Origin of the sequence: Thermoclostridium stercorarium subsp. stercorarium DSM 8532 (assembly GCF_000331995.1) — a bacterium.
Lineage (GTDB): Bacteria > Bacillota > Clostridia > DSM-8532 > DSM-8532 > Thermoclostridium > Thermoclostridium stercorarium.
Genome location: NC_020134.1, coordinates 2,046,904 through 2,067,178, shown reverse-complemented (window position 1 = coordinate 2,067,178; position 20,275 = coordinate 2,046,904). Strand labels below are relative to the sequence as shown.

Below are 20,275 nucleotides of genomic sequence, written 5' to 3'. Positions count from 1 at the left end.
AAGATATTTATCAAAATTTGACTTATTTCTATTGACCTTAAAGTTTTTCTCATATAAGATAAATACAAATAGTTCATAGATAAGCAATTTCAACAGTTTAACAGACGTACAATGTCGAATCAATTTGAAGGGAATGATTTCAATGAGCATCAGAACGAAGATGTTAATTGCGTTTATTCCCATTATACTGGTGGCAACGCTGTTGGTCTCGTCGGTCTCGGTTTTTGAGTCGAAAAAAGGGCTGGAGCGGCAAATAGAAGAAAGAATAGATACATCCCTTGAAAAAATAAATGAATCTATTGAACGCGAATTCACATCCCACAGACGAATCGCAGAAGCAATAGCTTCGGTGTACAAAGCGCAGGGAAATAAGTTGACAAAAGCCGACTACAAAGCGATTATTGAGAAAATGGTTTCTTTAAACGCCAATACACTGGGGTCCGGGTTGTGGCTTGAAAAGTACGCGTATGATAATAATACAAAGTACTTTGGACCGTATGTTTACAAGGACGGTGATTCGCTGGCATATACGGAGGAATATGAAACAGAAGGATATGACTATCATAATAAGGAATGGTATATCGCCGGTGTGAATGCCGGAAACGGAGTAGCGTGGACAGCGCCGTATTATGACGAAACATTGGGAATTACAATGATAACCACAGCCGTACCAATTAATATGGAGAGAGGCATAGTTGGGGTTGTATCCGCTGACTATGATTTGACAACAATACAAAAAATTGTCTCTGAAGTGAAGTTGGAAAAAAGCGGTTTTGCGTTTCTGCTTGATTCAAACGGGCAATTCATTGCCCACAAAGACTCTGACAAGGTTATTAATCAAAATATTAAAGACGACGGGAATTTTGGCCCAGTGGCAGATAAGATAATGGGCAATGACAAAGGCTCGGAGTATGTCAAATTCGACGGAAAAGATTTTAAAGCATATTATTTAACACTTAAAGGCACCGGCTGGAAACTGGTTGTAATGGCTCCGAACGAAGAACTGTTCTCATCTGTAAAGGAGAGTGTTAAAGGGGTAATTTTGATTACCATAGGAGCCATTGTATTAGCATCTGCATTCATAACTTATTACAGTGCTTCTTTTACCAAACGCATCAAACAGTTTGTCGACAACCTTGGGTTTATAGCAAAGGGCGACTTTACCCGGCCGGTTGAAGTAAGGACCAAAGATGAAATAGGAAAAATGGGCAGCTATTATAATAACGTTCTTGAAGAACTGAAACATATTGTTAATACAATTTCTGAGAACTCAAAGAACATTGCAGGTATGACCGAAGAGTTGTCCGAAAGGACAAAGATGGCGGCTAATACATCGGAAGAGGTTGCAAAAACGGTTGAGGAAATTGCAAAAGGCGCGGTACAGCAGGCAAAAGACATCGAGAACATAGCGGACAACATAGGAGAGTTGGGTAATTTGCTTGAGCAGGATGTGAAATATATTCAGGAACTTAATGGCGCCGCAGCGAAAATTGAGAAACAGAAAGAGGACGGTAATGAAATTCTCAGAGCACTTGTTGAAAAGACTGAAAAGAGTAACGAAGCCATAAATGAAATTTATCAGGTTATAGTAAGCAGTAATGAAAGTGCTGAGAAAATTGAAGAAGCCAGCGCAATGATTAAGAGTATTGCTGATCAGACAAACCTTCTGGCTCTGAATGCCGCAATAGAGGCGGCAAGGGCAGGGGAGGCCGGAAGAGGTTTTGGCGTCGTTGCTGACGAAATCAGAAAATTGGCAGAACAAACAAACAGTTTTACCAGCGCTATAAGTGCGGTAATTAATGAAATCAGGAATAAGTCCCAGTCAGCGGTTGAGACAATGAATGAAGTCAAGCATATCTTTGACGCACAAAATGAAAGTGTAAAACAGACCGAAGATAAGTTCGGTGGAATTGCAGAAGCAATAGATGTCATAAAATCCATAATTGATAATCTTAATGATTCATCCGAGGCCATGACGGAACATAAAAACAAAATCATAGAGTTAATTGAAAGTCTGTCGGCAATTTCTGAAGAAAATGCAGCCGGAACGGAACAGGCATCTGCCTCTACGGAAGAACAATCTGCCGTAATTCAGGAAATAGCCGATTTTGGGGAGAATTTGGCCGGAATTGCGGAAGGGTTGAAGCAGTTGGTTGCAAAACTTAAAGTATAGAGAATAAAGGCATGGAAGGTATAAATACAGATCGGCTCCGGTGGTTCAGCGCGCCGGGGCCGTTTTTATAACAGATACATCAATGCAGCGGGTATATATGGATATATGCCGGGAGGATGTAATCCGATTCTGAATTGACATACTTTATAAGTATCCTGATGGACCGGCCCATGGTCACAAACATGAAATTTATAATAAAACGGATACTCCCGAAACAAAGCTCTAAAATCATCCGGTGAAATATTCCTGGTACTTTTTGTATAAGCAGGAATTGAGTTTTTACTGAACCTGTTTTAAAATTATGTATCAAACAGAAAAAAGAGAGGGCTTTTGTATATGAAGCTTCTACATATGAAATATGCATTGGCGGTGGCTGAAGCAAGATCCATCAATAAAGCGGCGGAAGAGCTGCTTGTCGGCGCACCGGCACTGAGCCGCGCGATTAAAGAGCTTGAAAATACTCTTGGGGTGACACTGTTTGAGCGCAGTGCCAGGGGAATGTTTTTAACGCCCGAGGGGGAACTTTTTATCAGTTATGCAAAGAAAATTCTGAAACAAATTGACGATATTGAAACAATATTTAAAGAAGGAATAACGGCAAAAAGGCAGTTTTCCATTTCGGTTCCCCGGGCCAGTTATATTGCCGATGCTTTTGCAGAGTTTTCAAAAAGAATAGATCCCAAATCGGAAACTGAAATTTTTTATAAAGAAACAAATGCATACCGGGTGATAAACAGCATACTGAAAGAAGATTGTAAATTGGGTATTCTCCGTTATAACGAGCAGTATGACAGCTATTATAAAGCTTTGCTGGATGAAAAGGAACTTTCAAGCGAGCTTATTGTGGAGTTCAGCTATGTTTTGCTTATGAGCAGAGATTGTCCTCTTTCCAGACTGGATAGAATAACATTTGATAGTTTGAAATCATATTGTGAAATTGCCCATGGCGATCCGTATGTGCCGTCTCTTCCCCTGTCGGCTGTTAAAAGGGAGGAATTTCCGGAGCATGAGGGCTGCCGGATTTTTGTGTTCGAACGGTGTAGTCAGTTTGAACTGCTGTCAAAAAACCCTAACACCTATATGTGGGTTTCCCCGACCCCGCAGGATTTGCTTGATCGTTACGGACTTGTGGAACGTACATGTGCCGATAATAAGCGGAAATTCAAGGACGTGCTGATACACCGGAAAGATTATAAACTCTCTGATTTGGACAAGATGTTTATCGAAGAACTGGTGAAGGCAAAACGGAGAGTGTTTAACAGAAGTGAAGCCTGAAAAGTAAAAATCCTGAGAAGTAAATTTTGACCGCGGAAAGGCGGTTTTTTTATTCCGCAAAGTATCTAAGGTTTCCATATATTCCGTAAAAGTAACGAGGTTTAAAAAAATGCAATATTGAATTGAAAAAAAGGCAATACCCAGTCAAAAATAAGTTTGTTAAAATTATAACAGATATAAATTTGTTAAAAAAATAACATTGTTTAAAAATTGGAAATTAGACTGGAGGTAGGAATATGGAAAACAAAGAAAGAAAGATTGTAGACAGTGTGGACGCGTTAAAGAAAGTCATTGCCCGGGTAAGGGAAGCGCAAAGGAAATTTTCAACCTATTCCCAGGAACAGGTGGATGAAATTTTTAAGGCTGCTGCCACTGCCGCAAACCAGGCAAGAATTCCGCTGGCGAAAATGGCGGTGGAAGAAACCGGTATGGGCGTTGTGGAAGATAAAGTTATAAAAAACCACTATGCCGCCGAATATGTTTACAATACGTATAAGAACGTAAGAACCTGCGGGGTTTTGGAAGAAGATAAGGCATACGGTATCAAAAAAATTGCCGAGCCTGTCGGTGTGATTGCCGCTGTTATTCCTACCACTAACCCTACTTCCACGGCAATTTTTAAAACCCTGATCGCGCTGAAAACACGCAATGCCGTTATTATCAGCCCACATCCGAGAGCTAAAAAATGCACCATCGCTGCGGCAAAAATCGTATTGGATGCTGCCGTTGCCGCGGGGGCTCCGGAAGGGATTATTGACTGGATTGATGTGCCGAACATTGAGTTGACCAATCTGCTTATGAAAGAAGCAGACATTATCCTTGCCACAGGTGGTCCCGGTATGGTGAAGGCGGCTTATTCCTCCGGGAAACCGGCTATCGGTGTCGGGCCTGGCAATACTCCGGCCGTTATTGATGAAAGCGCCGACGTTGTCCTTGCCGTGAACTCCATTATTCATTCCAAAACGTTTGATAATGGTATGATTTGCGCATCAGAACAATCGGTAATTGTTCACAAGAATGTTTATGACGCTGTAAAAGCTGAATTTGCGGCCCGTGGATGCTATTTCCTTAAAGAAGATGAAATTGAAAAGGTACGCAAGACGATTTTTGTCAACGGCGCGTTAAATGCCCAGATTGTTGGTCAGCCGGCATACAAAATTGCCGAACTTGCCGGTGTGAAAGTGCCTGTAGGCACAAAAATCCTCATCGGAGAAGTTGACAGCACAGACCCGTCGGAAGAATTTGCCCATGAAAAGCTGTCACCTGTCCTTGCGATGTATAAAGCTGAGGATATTCATGACGCTTTTGAGAAAGCCGAACGTTTGGTTGCCAACGGAGGTTACGGTCATACCGCAGCAATTTATTTGGATGTAACCACCGAACAGGCTAAAATTGACGAATTCGCTTCGCGTTTGAAGACCTGCCGTATACTTGTGAATACTCCGTCTTCTCAGGGAGCTATCGGCGACATTTACAACTTTAAGCTTGCGCCGTCGTTAACTCTTGGCTGTGGTTCCTGGGGCGGAAATTCGGTTTCCGAAAATGTTGGGGTAAAACACCTGCTTAATATCAAAACGGTTGTTGAAAGAAGGGAAAATATGCTGTGGTTCCGCGCTCCCGAAAAAATATACATCAAAAAGGGATGTTTGCCGGTAGCCCTTAATGAGTTGAAATACGTCATGGGTAAGAAACGCGCTTTTATAGTTACCGGCAGCTTCCTCTATCACAATGGTTACACAAAGCCCATTACCGACAGACTTGACGAACTGGGCATTGAACATACAACGTTTTTTGATGTTTTACCCGATCCGACGCTTTCCTGCGCAAAAGCGGGAGCTGAGCAGATGAGAGCCTTCCAGCCCGATACCATTATTGCCTTCGGTGGCGGATCTGCGATGGACGCCGCGAAAATCATGTGGGTAATGTATGAGCATCCCGAAGTTGATTTCATGGACATGGCTATGCGTTTTATGGATATCAGGAAAAGGGTTTATACATTTCCGAAAATGGGAGAAAAGGCGTATTTTGTTGCAATACCGACTTCTGCGGGTACCGGATCCGAAGTAACTCCTTTTGCGGTTATCACCGACGAAAAGAGTGGAGTAAAATATCCCCTCGCAGACTACGAGTTGCTCCCCGACATGGCAATTATAGATGTGGATTTTCACATGAGTGCTCCCAAGGGCCTTACCGCCGCAGCAGGTATAGATGCCCTCACCCATGCGCTTGAGGCGTACGTTTCTCTTATGGCCACTGATTTTACCGACGGACTGGCGAAACAGGCTCTGCAGATGATTTTTAAATACCTGCCCCGCGCCTATGATAACGGTCAGACCGATGTGGAAGCACGTGAAAAAATGGCTAATGCCGCCACCATTGCAGGTATGGCGTTTGCAAATGCTTTCCTTGGTGTTTGCCATTCCATGGCACATAAGCTGGGCGCTTTTTATCATTTGCCTCATGGTATTGCCAACGCGCTTATGATAGAAGAAGTAATCCGTTTCAACGCTTCGGAAGCACCGGCCAAAATGGGAACTTTCCCGCAATACGGATACCCGCACGCTTTAAGACGTTATGCCGAAATTGCTGAGGCGCTTAATCTCGGCGGCGAAAACGATCATGAAAAGCTGGAAAATCTCATTAAAGCCATTAATGATCTGAAGGCAAGGGTGGGGATCAAGTCATCAATCAAAGAGTATGGCATAAATGAGAAGGAATTCCTGGAACGCCTCGACGAGATGGTTGAACAGGCATTCGACGACCAGTGCACCGGTACCAATCCGCGATATCCGCTGATGAGCGAAATAAGGCAAATGTATCTGAATGCTTATTACGGCAAAAAACATTTTGTCGATGAAGAAAAGCCAAATGAAGCGGATATCGCCGGGACAGAGGATGAAAACAAAGTTAAAAAGGCGTATCTGAGAGCCAGAGTCGGAGCGAAGAGAGCATGAGGCGGAGGCAGTGTTTATGAATGCAGATCGTATCATTGCGGTAAGAAACAATAAAACAGTCTACCGTGATGGAGAACGCGTTCTTAAAGTGTTTGACGAAACCTATTCGAAAGCCGATGTGCTGAACGAAGCACTGAATCAGGCGCGCGTTGAAGAGACCGGGCTTAATATTCCCAGAATTCTTGAAGTTACGGTTATCGACGGGAATTGGACAATTGTTTCGCAATACATTAAAGGGAAAACGTTGGCGCGGTTAATGGAAGAAAATCCTGACAGGAAAGATGAGTATTTGAATTTGTTTGTTGATCTGCAGCTTGAAATGCACAGTAAAGTCTGTCCGGGATTAAATAAACTTAAGGACAAATTGAGCCATAAAATCAACGAAACCGATCTCCCGGCTACCGTGCGTTATGATCTGCAAACCCGGCTGGAGGCAATGCCAAAACACAACAAAGTTTGCCACGGTGATTTTAACCCGTCCAATATCGTCATTACCGAGGACGGTACGCCGTATATCCTGGACTGGGCTCATGCGACCCAGGGCAACGCCTCCGCCGACGCTGCAAGGACTTATCTTTTATTCTGGCTGAATGGCGATATTGACGGTGCCAATAAATATCTCGAGCTGTTTTGCGCGAAAAGCAATACCGAAAAGGAATATGTGCAAAAGTGGATGCCTATAGTGGCAGCCTCCCAGTTAGCCAAAGGCAATGCCAAAGAGCGGGAATTCTTATGTTCATGGATTAATGTCGTAGATTATGAATGAGGGGACAGGATATATGAAAGTTACAATATGCATTGGTTCTTCATGCCACATAAAAGGCTCTCGCCAGGTGGTTGAAGGGCTGCAGTATCTGATACGCAAACACAATATCGGCGATAAGGTGGAGCTCGGCGGAACATTCTGCATGGGCAAATGCCAGCAGGGTGTTTGTGTTACCGTGGATGACAAATTCTGTTCCGTGTCTCCCGAAACACTGGATGAGTTTTTTAATGAGAATATTTTAAAACAGGTGGAATGAGATGATTGTTCAGATTTGTGTTGGATCTTCCTGCTATCTGAAGGGAGCCGAACGAATTGTTGAACTGTTTCAGACGGCCATAGCGGAACATAAGTTGGAAGATGACATTACACTTGCCGGCAGCTTTTGCACCGGCAAGTGTAATCGTATAGGTGTAACGGTTACGGTGAATGACGAGGTTTATACAGGTATTACGACCGAAAATTTTAAGGATTTTTTTACTGAAAAGGTGTTAAAACCTATAGAAGCGGAAAGAAAGGGTCTGGGGAATGGAATGTCTGACGCTGAAAAAATCTAACTGCAAAAACTGTTACAAATGCATTCGCCACTGCCCTGTAAAATCTATCCGCTTTTCGGGAAATCAGGCGTATATTATCGGGGATGAATGCATTATGTGCGGGCAGTGTTTTGTTGTATGCCCGCAGAACGCGAAACAAATTGTGGATGAAACCGAAAAGGTCAAAGTGCTGTTACAGAGCGGTGCTCCTGTTGTGGTGAGTCTTGCCCCGTCCTTTGTCGCAAATTATGAAGTGGGTATTGAAGCCATGCGTGAAGCCATTAAAAAGCTTGGATTTTATGATGTGGAGGAAACCGCTATCGGAGCAACCATCGTAAAAAGGGAATATGAACGTTTGGTAAAAGATGAGGAACGGGATATTATCATAACTTCCTGCTGTCATTCGGTAAATTTGCTGATTCAGAAACATTTTCCCCGTTGCTTGCCTTACCTTGCCGATATAATGTCTCCGATGCAGGTGCACTGTAAAGATATTAAAAAGCGTATTCCGAATGCCAAAACGGTTTTTATCGGCCCATGCGTTGCGAAAAAGGATGAGGCGCAGCAATACAAGGGCATTGTGGACGCCGTACTGACATTTGACGAACTGACGGCATGGCTGAAAGCCGAAAATATTACACTGGAAAAGAAAACCGATTCGAATGAAAACAGCCGGGCAAGATTTTTTCCGACAACCGGCGGTATTCTCAAAACCATGGATAAGAAAAATCCTAAATATGTTTACATGGCCATTGACGGGGCCGAAAACTGTATTGCCGCTCTCAGGGATATTGAAAAGGGCAATCTTCACCATTGCTTTATTGAGATGTCTGCATGCGCCGGCAGTTGTATAGGCGGACCGGTTATGGAAAAACATCACCGTTCACCGGTGAGGGATTTTGCCGTTATCTCAAGATATGCAGGGAAAAAGGATTTTTTGGTGGAGCAGCCTTCCCGGGCGGAAATCCGTAAGGATTTTGAAATAATAGAACAGAGGCTCAGGGAGCCCACCGAAGAAGAAATTCTGGATACACTGCGTCAAATGGGAAAAATGAAGCCGTCTGACGAACTGAATTGCGGTTCGTGCGGTTACAACACCTGCAGGGAAAAAGCCATAGCCATTTGCCAGGGAAAGGCTGAAATTTCCATGTGTCTGCCTTTTTTGAAGGAAAAGGCGGAGAATTTTTCGGATACGATTGCAAGGAATATTCCCAATGGGCTTATTGTGCTGAATGAAAAGCTTGAAGTTCAGCAAATAAACAATGCGGCGCTGAAAATATTAAATCTGCGCAGAGCTTCGGATATTCTGGGCGATCAAATCGTGCGGGTGCTGGACCCCGGTGACTTTTTGACGGTGCTTACGGAAGGAACCGGTATTCGTGACAAGCGCGAATATTTGGCAGAGTACAAAAAATATGTGGAAAAAACCATTATCTATGATAAAGAATACCGGCAAATTCTTTGCATTCTTCGTGATGTCACCGAGGAAGAAAACCAGCGGGCAAGGAAGGAAAGTATCACCCATCAGACGATAGAAATCGCGGACAAAGTGGTGGATAAGCAAATGCGGATTGTGCAGGAAATTGCGTCTTTACTGGGTGAGACTGTGGCAGAGACCAAGATTGCACTTACAAAGCTGAAGGAGTCGATCACTAATGAATAACCTGTGTGTTGATATCGGTTATAAAAGTATCAACCACGAGGGCGAGCAGCTTTGCGGCGATCACGTTGATGTAATCGAGCATGGCGAGAACTCAACGGTAATAGTGCTTGCCGACGGGCTTGGCAGCGGGGTGAAAGCATGCATTCTTTCCACGCTTACATCGAGGATTATATCTACCATGCTGGCAGAGGGTCTCAGCCTTGAAGAATGTGTTTCCACAATTGCCGCCACTTTACCGATTTGTTCCGTCAGAGGGGTTGCTTATTCCACCTTTACTATTTTACATCTTATTGAGAATGAGACGGTGGAGATAATTCAATATGATAATCCTGATGTCATTTTTATCCGGAACGGTGAGATATTCCACTATCCTAAACAGGAACTTAATATTGACAACAAGAAAATTCTGAAATCTGTCATAAAGCTGCAGGAAAATGACTGCATGGTTGCGATGAGTGACGGTTGTCCTCATGCCGGTATCGGGCGTGCTTTCAATTTCGGGTGGAAATGGGAAGACATAGCGGATTTCATGAAAACCGTGTATATTGCCGGTCACACTGCGAAAAACCTTGCCACAATGCTGGTGGATGAATGTAATAAGCGGTACGGCAAACGTCCCGGTGATGATGCGACCGCGTGCGTGGTGAAAGTGCGTAAACGTGAGCCTATGAACGTTCTTTTTGGCCCCCCGCGCAACAGGGATGATTGTGACCGGATGATGTCCCTGTTTTTTTCCAAGGAAGGAAAGCATATTATCTGTGGCGGTACAACCGCTTCAATAGCGGCGAAATATCTTGGTAAGGAAGTAAAGACAAGCCTTAACTTTGAAAGCGCTGACATTCCGCCTGTTGCGGAAATAGAGGGTGTGGATTTGGTTACCGAAGGAGTTATAACCATGAGCAGGGTGATTGAATATGCCAAAGATGCGTTGGGAAAAAACGAACTGTATGAACACTGGGCATTTAAACGTGACGGCGCTTCTATGATTTGCCGGATGTTGTTTGAGGAGGCAACTGATATCAATTTTTTTGTGGGAAGGGCCGTCAACCCGGCGCATCAAAATCCCGATTTGCCGATTACCTTCAACATAAAAATGAACCTTGTGGAAGAATTGTCGGCGTGTTTGAGACAAATGGGGAAGCGTGTAAAAGTATGCTATTTTTAAGAAGGAGAAAATTACATTTTGACATAAATTATTTTTGATATTAAGATTAAATTCGTATGCCTGCGTGAAACAGCGGGTATTGCCTGAAAAGTCAGTTGGTTTTAAGAAGGTGAAAAAATGCGGAAGTTCGATACAAAAGTCCAGCATTTAAAATACAAGGTTTTGAAGGAAGTGGCACGGCTCGCATGGAACGATACTTTGCTTGAAAACCTGATGGATATTCCGCAAATGATTATACCCGGAAAGACACCGACCATGCGCTGTTGTGTTTATAAAGAGCGTGCAATTGTAGCGGAACGCGTAAAGCTGGCTATGGGTGGCAACAAGGATAATCCGAATGTTATTGAAGTCATTGAGATAGCCTGCGATGAATGCCCGATGGGTGGCTACGAAGTCACTAACGCCTGCAGAGGATGTCTTGCTCACCGCTGTGAGGATGCCTGCAAATTCGGCGCTATTTATTTTGACCAGAATCATGTGGCGCATATAGATAAGACTAAATGCAGGGAATGCGGCGCATGTTCGAGGGTTTGCCCTTATTCCGCCATAATCAGCCTCCGCCGTCCCTGTGAGAATGCGTGTAAAATAAAGGCAATTCATATGAGCGAGGCCAAAACCGCTGCCATTGACAACAAAAAGTGCATTGCGTGCGGTGCGTGCGTGTATCAGTGCCCGTTTGGCGCGATTATGGATAAGTCTTATATTCTGGATGCGATTGATATTATAAAGAAAAGCGATAACAACAGGAAATACAAAGTTTATGCGGTAGTGGCTCCGTCAATTTCCAGCCAGTTTACTTACGCAAAACTCGGTCAGGTGATTACGGGGTTAAAAGAACTCGGCTTTTATACTGTTATTGAAGCGGCATTGGGAGCGGACATGGTGGCTTATTCCGAAAGCAGGGAACTTGTAGAGAAGGGATTTTTGATAAGCTCCTGCTGTCCGGCGTTTGTCAGTTATGTGGAGAAGAACTTCCCGGGTCTGGCCCCGTCCATTTCCCATAATCTTTCGCCTATGGCAACTATTGCAAAGTATTTGAAAGAACGCGAGAAAAACTGCAAAGTGATTTTCATCGGCCCGTGTACCGCCAAAAAGGCGGAAGTTCAAAAAGAAAGTGTCAGACCTTATGTGGATGTTGTCTTAACTTTTGAGGAATTACAGGCGCTGTTTGATTCCAAAGATATTGACATTACCACTTTGCCTGAGGATGTTCTGGACAATGCGTCGTATTATGGCAGAATTTTTGCCCGCAGCGGAGGTCTTACCGATGCGATAGCTGAAGGGCTGAAAGAGCACGGCTTTACGGACTTTGAACTGAAATCAAGCATCTGTGACGGCATTGAACAATGCAAAGTTGCTCTGATGAAAAAAAGCAAAAACATGTCAGATGCGAACTTCATTGAAGGAATGGCCTGCGTAGGCGGGTGTATCGGCGGTGCCGGTTGCCTTACGCATGGCGAGAAAGATAAGGCCGAGGTTGATAAATATGGTAGGGAGGCCTTTGAAAAAACCATTTCAGATGCAATATCGGTGTTGATATAAACAGTAAAATACTGCAAAGTTTACAAACCACCCGGATTAGGGTGGTTTTTTAATTAAATTGGCCGAATATTGAGTTAAAAATAAATAATATAGAACAGGTCGATATTTGTCGATATACGTTTATATTAAATATATTAAACGGGAGATAAGCAGGTCTTGATTAATGACAAACCCCGGTTATGAAGGAGATGGTTAAGAGGGATAAAAGAAAACAGGGAAATTAATTACGAAGACGGTTATATGCGATGACGACTGCAGGACTGGAAGGCAGGTATTGGACAAAGGTAAAAAAACATTATGGAGTGGTGTAGTATGATGAACAATAAAATCACTGAGGAAGAGTTCTATCAGTTTAAAAAGTTGCCCGTGCAGAAAAAAATAGACAGCATGGAGGCTTATTTAATTGGTATAAACGGACGCAGATACAATATGGAAGAAGTAGGTGGTATGGTATTCGGAGAAGAAAACTATAGCTTTAAGGTTTCGTTAATCCACAGGTGCTACAACTTTTTCGGACAGAACAGCGGGAAATATGCCCCCGGATGTAATTTTGAAAGGAATTACGGTTACAGAGTAACGAGGAAAGATATTGAAGACTTTGTTAATACATATCCCAATGGAACGTTCGACATAGGAATTACCTTTGAAGATTTTCTGAAAACAAGAATCGCCGGTGCCGGAACACAGGAAACAAATTCCAGGCCTTTTCAGGGGAGTAATTTTTCGCAGTTTGATATTCCTGACGGTAACGCTCTTAACAGCCGGGATAATCCAGGATATAATATGCAAGCTTCGTCACTGTTCATCGGAATTGGTTTTATAGGCGTTTTGGTTTTATTAATTCTGTTATTTACCGGGAATTTATTTAAACATTGGTTCATTTCTCTTTTCATTTTGCTTATGACCATAGGAGCATTTAATTTACCCGCATTACTGCAGGATGAAAATTCACAGGGCACACAGGAATCCCATGGAAATAATCAATACACCGATTATCAGAGTTATGAACATGGATACACCGGTTATGAAAATCATGGTAATACGTCTGTTTTTCGCAGAAAAGTAAAAGCACCGTATCTTCAAAAACCGATCGGTGGGCGAAAAACATATAACGGTTTTGAGATTAATCTTACAAATTTCCTGAAGGGGAAAAGCCTGTCTAATATACTTACCAACATTCTTGTCATTGTTTTAATTAGTAATATCGTCATCAGCGCTGCAATTACGCATGAGCCCATAAGTACACGTTTCTGGGCGTTGTATATTGCCATAGCCACTACAAAGGGAATGATATTTGACGCCAAAGGAGTGGGTTTATTCGGTAAGCTGTTAATTCTGGGAATAGTATGGCTGGTAGCTTACAATTATATATAAAATTTTTCGCAATGCATGCGATTTTACTCTTATGCGAAATATAAAGATCAGCGGAAGCAGCAATTTTTTGATCCTGCTCACATCTGTGTGCCCCGGTCCTGTTCCGGTGTGATACAATGATATTGTTAATTTAACGATAATTTATGTTTACGGAGGCCATAATTATGAGTGCGGGTTTTTCAGGAGGTTCAAGACAAATCCTGATTGCAGGGAACGGAGCTGCGGGTTTTTCAGCCGCAAAGGCAGCCAGAGCCCAGGACCCGGACGCCGAAATAACCATGTTTTGTGCCGAAAACAGGTTGCCATACTACAGGCTGCGCTTATGTGATTATATTGGTAAAAACATTGATTATGACAAACTTAAGCTCAACAGTGAGGAATGGTTTGAAAAAAACAGGATCAGGGTGGAACTGGGAGCAAAAGTTACGGCAATACACCCCGGAAAGAAAAAAATCGCGGCAAGCGGCAGGGAGTATCATTACGACAGCCTGATACTTGCCACAGGCAGTACGCCGATTATGCCGCCATTTAAAGGTAAAGAGCTTAAAGGAATCCATACGGTATGGACAGTTGAAGACATAGCCGGTATTAACGAAAGCCTTCAGGGTGCAAAAAAAGCGGTTGTCATCGGTGGCGGGCTGCTTGGGCTTGAAGCCGCATACAAAATTTCCGAAACGGGTATCGGCGTGTCACTGATAGAAGCCATGCCGAGGCTTTTGCCCAAACAACTTGATGAAGACGGATCCGAGGTATTCAGAAATAAGGTGGAAAGCCTTGGAATATCGGTTTTATGCGGAAAATCCGTAGAAGGCTTTGAAGGGGATATTAAAGGGCATGTTAAAAGTGTGCGTATGACCGACAGCACACGGCTTGAAGCCGATATTGTAATAGTGGCGGTTGGCGTTGCGCCAAACACTGATTTATGCCGGAATTGTGGCATTATAATGGACCGTTTTGTTGAAGTTAATGAGAAAATGGAAACCAATATTAAGGATATATACGCAGCAGGAGATGTGGCAAGCGTCAATGGCAAATGGTTCGGACAGTGGGCGGTGGCAGGCAAACAGGGACAGGTTGCCGGAACCAATGCCGCTGGAGGAAATGCCATATACAAGGCAGCCGATGTTCCTTATGTTCTTGCCACTATGGGAACGAGAGTTGTTTGTTCAGGAGATACCGGCATTGCCCGCTCTGGAAATTCAGTGGCGGATTATAAAACAGAACGGAAAATAGACAAAAAGGCTTTTTCTTATTCAAAGCTGATTTTCCGCAATGGATTGTTTGTCGGGTTTATGCTTGTCGGTGAACCTGCAAAAGCTTTTAATAAACTTCAGGCCATGCTCATGACCGAAGTAAGTGCCGAGGCTGTCAATAATATTCTGCATAACTGATTACGGTGTGTGATGCTTAAACCGAAATTTTTCCAAAGGGCAGCATAATAAAACCTCCACTCGCGGGGGTTTTATTATGTTTATATAGTATTATCCTGTTCGGTTTAATGGAAGATGTAATGGACAAACTGAAAAACATAGGGGAAAAAGGGGCAATTGAGCAAATGGGTCGAAAACAAAAAATACTCTCTTCCGGTGATATCACAGGAATAGAGTATTTTTTGCATTCCGTTATTCAGGCATATGTATTGGAAAGGATTGTAACAACTGAGTCTGATTTATTTCCAAAGCGCAGGATTTCCGATTGGTGTTGAAGATGCTCCGTCAGTGCTATTGTAAAAACCACTATACCCAGTATGATCCCATTGATGGACAATCTTCATTTTATATGCATTGGTAACGTCAATGGAAAATTCGCAGGGAAGGCTTCCGGGTTTTATTTCATCGGAAGTGTAAACCAGCCTGTCGTCAAGATAGATTAAATATCTTGATCTGCCGTTTTTAAATCCTTGTATGGCATTTTTTGCATCTTCAGTTAAATAAATTGTACCGGTGAATTTGCTGTATTGATCGTTCAACAAATAGATCACTTCTTTAGTGTCAGGATACCAATATCTTTCATAAGTGGAGCCGTCATTTGCCATAAAATCGATACCTTCATATATACCCGAATCGTTCACGAAATATCTGTGTTCTCCCGTAAAAGTTTTTAAATCCCCAAGCCACGCGGCGGGCTGGTTATACTCCGGATCCTGACCCAATACGACGGTTTGGGTTTCAGCGTCCCACGATACCGGTAAACCAAGGGCTTCTGCAATTGCTCTAACCGGCAGGTAAGTCGTACCATTCATTACAAAGGGTTCAACAGGATTTCCTTTTGTGTCTCTCAGATCCAGTATTTTACCGTTAAGTTTGACTTTAATGGAATTGTAATACAGTTCGGCGGTTTTCATTGTTGCGGCGGCAAGCCCTGGTAAAGCCGACTCTGCGATCAATACGGTTACCAAAACACCTAACATGAAGGATTTGAAACTAAATTTTTTCATAATTCTGCACCTACCTTCCATTTTATGTTTTGGTTTATTATGTTAATATTTTTAATAATGATTTTGGGACTCGTCAACACAGATGGATTTAAATCGTTGAAGGTTTGCAATTTTGTTTATCATGTCCGGCAGGGCAGTGCCCGGGGACTTTTTATTTTGCTGCGGAAAATTATTAAAGTTACCTAAACAAGAACGACAATAAGATGTGTAACCAAAGCGGCGCACCAGGCAACGAAACACTGCCATGCAATTACTCCGAAAGCCCATTTTGCCCCAAGTTCTCTTTTAATTGAAGCAATGGCTGCGACACATGGGGTGTAGAGGAGGGAAAACACCAGCAGTGACGCTGCAGTGGCCGGTGCCATTACAGCGGGTACGTCCTGACCAAAAAGGATTTTAAAAGTGGATACAACGTTTTCCTTTGCCAAAAATCCGCTTATCAGCGATGTGCATATCCTCCAGTCCCCAAGCCCAACCGGCTTCATTATTGGTGTCAGCCAGCCGGCAATAATCGCCAGAATGCTGTCCTGCTGGTTTTCAACCGGGTAGAAATGGGGATCAAAACTCTGCAGTATCCAAATGACAATAGTTGCAAGAAAAATAATGGTAAACGCTCTCTGAAGGAAATCCTTGGCTTTTTCCCACAAAAGCTGTCCGACATTCCGGGTGCTTGGCATACGGTAATTGGGAAGTTCCATCACGAACGGTACCGCCTCACCCTTGAAAAGGGTATTCTTAAACAGCAGCGCGACAAGGATGCCAACGGCAATGCCGAGAAAGTAAAGTCCGCTCATAATAAGCGCTTTGTATTTCGGGAAAAACGCGTCGACGAAAAACGCATATATGGGCAGTTTTGCCGTACAACTCATAAACGGAGTAAGAAGGATTGTCATCTTCCTGTCCCGTTCACTTGGCAGGGTACGGGTGGACATAACCGCCGGAACGGTGCAGCCGAATCCTATCAGCAGTGGGACTATGCTCCGGCCGGACAGTCCTATTTTACGAAGCAGCTTGTCCATAAAAAACGCCACACGGGCTATATAACCACTGTCTTCAAGCAGAGAGAGGAAGAAGAACAGCGTGACGATTATCGGAAGGAAGCTTAAAACCGTTCCCACACCGGTAAAAATTCCGTCAATGATAAGCCTGTGCAATACAGCATTTACGCCAAGCCTGGTCAGCCCTTTATCGGTAAGTTCGGTAAGAGCATATATTACTTCTTCCAGCCAGCCCTGGAGCGTGCCACCAATCACGTCAAATGTCAGCCAGAAAACGGCTGCCATTATCAGAACAAATATTGGTATTGCAGTCCATTTACCTGTAAGAACGCGGTCGATTTTTTCACTCCGTATGCTTTCCCTGCTTTTTTGGGGCTTTGTCACGCTGGCGTCGCACACTTTCCTGATAAATGCATACCGCATATCGGCAATTGCGGCATGCCTGTCAAGCCCGCGTTCTTTTTCCATTTGAAGAATAATATGCTCTATTGTTTCTATTTCGTTTTGATCAAGCTCAAGCTGTGATATGACCAGAGGGTCGCCCTCAATTACCTTGCTTGCTGCAAAGCGGGGAGGAATCTGAGCCTTTTTTGCATGGTCCTCAATCAGATGATATATACTGTGCAGACAGCGGTGAACGGCGCCACGTTCGCCGTTTTCGTCACAGAAATCCTGATGCAGGGGTTTTTCCTGATAGCGGGCAACGTGAATTGCATGTTCCACCAGTTCGTTTATTCCCTGATTTTTCGCTGCGGATATAGGAACGACGGGAACACCGAGCATGGCTTCCATGGTATTTATGTCTATGGTTCCGCCGTTTGCGGTCAGTTCGTCCATCATATTCAGCGCAACAACCATGGGGACATTCATTTCCAGCAGTTGCATGGTAAGATACAGGTTGCGTTCTATATTGGTGGCGTCTACTATGTTGATAATGGCCTTTGGCTTTTCGTAAAGAACGAAATTACGGGATACGATCTCTTCGTTGCTGTAGGGCGACATTGAGTAAATGCCGGGTAAATCGGTAACAATTGTATTTGGATGCCCCTTGATTACGCCGTCTTTACGATCAACCGTCACGCCGGGGAAATTGCCCACATGCTGATTGGCGCCTGTGAGCTGATTAAAAAGCGTGGTTTTGCCACAGTTCTGATTTCCGACCAGTGCAAAGGTCAACGTTGTTCCTTCAGGTAACGGGGTGCAATTGCTTTTTGAACGGGACTTTCCCCTTTCACCGAGATTGGGATGAACGGTCTTTGATGTTGAGCGCTTTTTTTCCGCTTTTTTTGCAGGTTCGGATACAGGCCTGACTTCTATTTTTTTTGCGTCGTCCAGCCTCAAAGTCAGTGCATAACCGTGGATTATTACCTCAACAGGATCACCCATCGGTGCGTATCTAACTATGGTGACCTCCGCGCCGGGAATTACCCCCATGTCCAGCAAATGCTGTCGCAAGGCACCTTCTCCGCCTACTTTGGTTATGACCGCTGTTTTTCCGATTTCTATCTCATTTAGTGTCATACAATGCCCTCTTTTCTTATGGCTTCCGGATGGTGCAGTGGGCAAAACAGGCATGAATGTAATTATGAATCGGCTGTGTGAAGTTTTACCCCGTTGTTAATCAGAGTAATAACGCGCTTGAGGATTCTTAATCCCTCAGACGCATCTTCCTGGCCCAGAGCCGCCAGAATCCGGGCATGACCGTCATTCATCTGCGAGTAAAGCTCATTTGCGTACATGACGCCTTTTTTTGTCAGTAATATGCAAAACTTTCGCTGATCTACGGTATCTTCATGCCGGACAATTAACTGACGCTGCTCCAGTTTTTTTAAGATATTCGCAACTCGGCCGGGCGTTAAACCGAAGTGTTTTATTATATCAGTAGCGTAAGTTCTACTTTTTTGTTGGCTCAGCCACAGCAAAACGCCCATTTCGCCGCTCATGGACAGGGCATTTGCAATCTGTGTAAGGAGTTTTGCATTGTCAATGTGCATTTGGCTGAGTTCGACTGCCATACTGTCTATGTCCATGGAGCACCTCCGGATAGTTTCTACTGAAAAGTATTTTATGTCAACATTAAAAGATGATCAATGGTAAAAGTCGGGTAATTTAGGCTGTTTACACAATTTAAATTTGCTCAACTTGTACAAGGCAGGAGATTAAGTCTGTAAAGGACGTACCATACAGCAAAGGACGGATGTAACGGGGTGAACGGAGAAGGATGATCTGGTTATAAAGGCTGTTGAATTGACTAATTACAGGCGTTAAACGGCAGTAAAGAAAAAATTATGCCACCCATCCGTACTGTATTCTGTTATTTTGGGTTTTTATTTTCCGGATTTTTGATATATTCTAAGAATAGTGCGCCAGAATTTTTTATTTTTTTAGTTCCTTTTATTTATAGATTGTAAAATTTTGAAAAGGCTTTAAGGATGAAAATTACCTGCAGAGAACAAAAAACAAAGGGTAAATATACCAATGATAAGTTTATGAAATATATGCTTTAATCTGAAAGGAGAAAAAACCATGGGTACAATGTGCAATCAAAACTGTGGCAGTTGTACGGATGACTGCGCTGCAAGAACGGAACGGAAAGTTGATTTCCGTGAAAAGCCGCATGAAATGAGCAGTATTAAAAAAGTCATCGGTATTGTAAGCGGCAAGGGAGGAGTGGGCAAGTCGCTTGTAACCTCAATGCTGGCGGTTACAATGAACAGAAGGGGTTATCATACCGCAATTATGGATGCTGACATCACAGGGCCTTCCATTCCTAAAGCATTCGGGATAAAGCAAAAGGCAACGGGCAATGAATTCGGCCTGTTACCCGTCAGAAGCAGGACAGGCATAGATATTATGTCCGTCAATTTGCTTCTGGAGAACGATACCGATCCTGTTGTATGGAGAGGTCCGATGATTGGCAATTTGGTGAAACAGTTCTGGACGAACGTTATATGGAGCGATGTGGATTTTATGTTCATTGATATGCCGCCCGGCACCGGAGACGTACCTTTGACGGTTTTCCAGTCCATTGCCGTTGACGGGATTATTGTCGTAACTTCGCCTCAGGATTTGGTATCAATGATTGTGTCAAAAGCCGTCAGAATGGCTGAAATGATGAATATTCCTATTATAGGCCTTGTAGAAAACATGTCGTATTATAAATGTCCTGACTGCGGCACCGAACATAAAATTTTCGGCGACAGCCATATTGATGAAATCGCGGGTATGCACAATTTAAAAGTGCTTGCAAGGCTTCCTATCAATCCTGAAATCTCAGCCGTGTGTGACAAGGGACTGATAGAGCTGTTCGAAGGCAACTGGCTTGAGCCTGTGGCAGATATACTGGAAAAAAGCCTTGATAACAAATAATGTATATACCGGCAGACAGTGGAATT

At 43.5% G+C, this 20,275-nt stretch carries 15 protein-coding genes; 12 read left to right on the top strand and 3 right to left on the bottom strand.

What is annotated here, in order from left to right; genetic code table 11:
• Nucleotides 1-142 precede the first annotated feature (142 nt).
• The 11 genes from CST_RS08835 (at nucleotide 143) to CST_RS08785 (ending at nucleotide 14,836) form a co-directional block, all read left to right on the top strand.
• Nucleotides 143-2,173, top strand: coding sequence for a methyl-accepting chemotaxis protein (locus tag CST_RS08835; RefSeq protein WP_015359543.1), 2,031 nt, complete (start codon nucleotides 143-145; stop codon nucleotides 2,171-2,173).
• Nucleotides 2,174-2,509: 336 nt separating this feature from the next.
• Nucleotides 2,510-3,448, top strand: coding sequence for a LysR family transcriptional regulator (locus tag CST_RS08830; protein WP_015359542.1), 939 nt, complete (start codon nucleotides 2,510-2,512; stop codon nucleotides 3,446-3,448).
• 236 nt (nucleotides 3,449-3,684) lie between these two features.
• Nucleotides 3,685-6,402 (top strand): bifunctional acetaldehyde-CoA/alcohol dehydrogenase, encoded by a 2,718-nt coding sequence (gene adhE, locus CST_RS08825; RefSeq protein ID WP_015359541.1) that lies wholly within the window; start codon nucleotides 3,685-3,687, stop codon nucleotides 6,400-6,402.
• A 16-nt stretch (nucleotides 6,403-6,418) separates the two neighbouring features.
• Nucleotides 6,419-7,168 (top strand): phosphotransferase family protein, encoded by a 750-nt coding sequence (locus CST_RS08820; protein ID WP_015359540.1) that lies wholly within the window; start codon nucleotides 6,419-6,421, stop codon nucleotides 7,166-7,168.
• Between the two features lie 13 nt (nucleotides 7,169-7,181).
• Nucleotides 7,182-7,424, top strand: a complete 243-nt coding sequence (locus CST_RS08815; RefSeq protein WP_015359539.1) for a (2Fe-2S) ferredoxin domain-containing protein — start codon at nucleotides 7,182-7,184, stop codon at nucleotides 7,422-7,424.
• A 1-nt stretch (nucleotide 7,425) separates the two neighbouring features.
• Nucleotides 7,426-7,722: a (2Fe-2S) ferredoxin domain-containing protein gene (locus tag CST_RS08810; RefSeq protein ID WP_015359538.1), complete on the top strand. Its 297-nt coding sequence runs from the start codon at nucleotides 7,426-7,428 to the stop codon at nucleotides 7,720-7,722.
• Nucleotides 7,694-9,364 carry a [Fe-Fe] hydrogenase large subunit C-terminal domain-containing protein gene (locus CST_RS08805; RefSeq protein WP_015359537.1) on the top strand — a complete coding sequence of 557 codons (1,671 nt, stop codon included), beginning with the start codon at nucleotides 7,694-7,696 and terminating at the stop codon, nucleotides 9,362-9,364. Before CST_RS08810 ends, CST_RS08805 begins: the two co-directional genes overlap by 29 nt.
• The gene (locus tag CST_RS08800; RefSeq protein WP_015359536.1) at nucleotides 9,357-10,529 is read left to right on the top strand and encodes a SpoIIE family protein phosphatase; all 1,173 of its coding nucleotides are present in this window, start codon (nucleotides 9,357-9,359) and stop codon (nucleotides 10,527-10,529) included. Before CST_RS08805 ends, CST_RS08800 begins: the two co-directional genes overlap by 8 nt.
• 117 nt (nucleotides 10,530-10,646) lie before the next feature.
• Nucleotides 10,647-12,071, top strand: a complete 1,425-nt coding sequence (locus CST_RS08795) for a 4Fe-4S dicluster domain-containing protein (RefSeq protein ID WP_015359535.1) — start codon at nucleotides 10,647-10,649, stop codon at nucleotides 12,069-12,071.
• 312 nt (nucleotides 12,072-12,383) lie between these two features.
• Nucleotides 12,384-13,445, top strand: a complete 1,062-nt coding sequence (locus CST_RS08790; protein ID WP_015359534.1) for a hypothetical protein — start codon at nucleotides 12,384-12,386, stop codon at nucleotides 13,443-13,445.
• Between the two features lie 164 nt (nucleotides 13,446-13,609).
• Nucleotides 13,610-14,836: an NAD(P)/FAD-dependent oxidoreductase gene (locus CST_RS08785; protein WP_015359533.1), complete on the top strand. Its 1,227-nt coding sequence runs from the start codon at nucleotides 13,610-13,612 to the stop codon at nucleotides 14,834-14,836.
• Nucleotides 14,837-15,114: 278 nt separating this feature from the next.
• On the opposite strand, the gene CST_RS08780 is transcribed toward CST_RS08785, so the two are convergent.
• The 3 genes from CST_RS08780 to CST_RS08770 all read right to left on the bottom strand — a co-directional run bounded on the left by CST_RS08780 (nucleotide 15,115) and on the right by CST_RS08770 (nucleotide 18,910).
• Nucleotides 15,115-15,882, bottom strand: a complete 768-nt coding sequence (locus CST_RS08780; RefSeq protein WP_015359532.1) for a stalk domain-containing protein — start codon at nucleotides 15,880-15,882, stop codon at nucleotides 15,115-15,117.
• A 182-nt stretch (nucleotides 15,883-16,064) separates the two neighbouring features.
• Nucleotides 16,065-18,401 carry a ferrous iron transport protein B gene (gene feoB / locus CST_RS08775; RefSeq protein ID WP_015359530.1) on the bottom strand — a complete coding sequence of 779 codons (2,337 nt, stop codon included), beginning with the start codon at nucleotides 18,399-18,401 and terminating at the stop codon, nucleotides 16,065-16,067.
• Between the two features lie 62 nt (nucleotides 18,402-18,463).
• Nucleotides 18,464-18,910, bottom strand: a complete 447-nt coding sequence (locus tag CST_RS08770; RefSeq protein WP_015359529.1) for a MarR family winged helix-turn-helix transcriptional regulator — start codon at nucleotides 18,908-18,910, stop codon at nucleotides 18,464-18,466.
• A 496-nt stretch (nucleotides 18,911-19,406) separates the two neighbouring features.
• Here CST_RS08770 and CST_RS08765 point away from each other — a divergent pair, with 496 nt between their 5' ends.
• Nucleotides 19,407-20,249, top strand: a complete 843-nt coding sequence (locus CST_RS08765) for an Mrp/NBP35 family ATP-binding protein (protein ID WP_015359528.1) — start codon at nucleotides 19,407-19,409, stop codon at nucleotides 20,247-20,249.
• Nucleotides 20,250-20,275 lie beyond the last annotated feature (26 nt).

Coding starts and splice junctions, on each gene's coding strand:
- CST_RS08835 (WP_015359543.1), top strand. CDS start 143: ATGAGCATCAGAACGAAGATGTTAATTGCGTTTATTCCCATTATACTG.
- CST_RS08830 (WP_015359542.1), top strand. CDS start 2,510: ATGAAGCTTCTACATATGAAATATGCATTGGCGGTGGCTGAAGCAAGA.
- adhE (WP_015359541.1), top strand. CDS start 3,685: ATGGAAAACAAAGAAAGAAAGATTGTAGACAGTGTGGACGCGTTAAAG.
- CST_RS08820 (WP_015359540.1), top strand. CDS start 6,419: ATGAATGCAGATCGTATCATTGCGGTAAGAAACAATAAAACAGTCTAC.
- CST_RS08815 (WP_015359539.1), top strand. CDS start 7,182: ATGAAAGTTACAATATGCATTGGTTCTTCATGCCACATAAAAGGCTCT.
- CST_RS08810 (WP_015359538.1), top strand. CDS start 7,426: ATGATTGTTCAGATTTGTGTTGGATCTTCCTGCTATCTGAAGGGAGCC.
- CST_RS08805 (WP_015359537.1), top strand. CDS start 7,694: ATGGAATGTCTGACGCTGAAAAAATCTAACTGCAAAAACTGTTACAAA.
- CST_RS08800 (WP_015359536.1), top strand. CDS start 9,357: ATGAATAACCTGTGTGTTGATATCGGTTATAAAAGTATCAACCACGAG.
- CST_RS08795 (WP_015359535.1), top strand. CDS start 10,647: ATGCGGAAGTTCGATACAAAAGTCCAGCATTTAAAATACAAGGTTTTG.
- CST_RS08790 (WP_015359534.1), top strand. CDS start 12,384: ATGATGAACAATAAAATCACTGAGGAAGAGTTCTATCAGTTTAAAAAG.
- CST_RS08785 (WP_015359533.1), top strand. CDS start 13,610: ATGAGTGCGGGTTTTTCAGGAGGTTCAAGACAAATCCTGATTGCAGGG.
- CST_RS08780 (WP_015359532.1), bottom strand. CDS start 15,882: ATGAAAAAATTTAGTTTCAAATCCTTCATGTTAGGTGTTTTGGTAACC.
- feoB (WP_015359530.1), bottom strand. CDS start 18,401: ATGACACTAAATGAGATAGAAATCGGAAAAACAGCGGTCATAACCAAA.
- CST_RS08770 (WP_015359529.1), bottom strand. CDS start 18,910: ATGGACATAGACAGTATGGCAGTCGAACTCAGCCAAATGCACATTGAC.
- CST_RS08765 (WP_015359528.1), top strand. CDS start 19,407: ATGGGTACAATGTGCAATCAAAACTGTGGCAGTTGTACGGATGACTGC.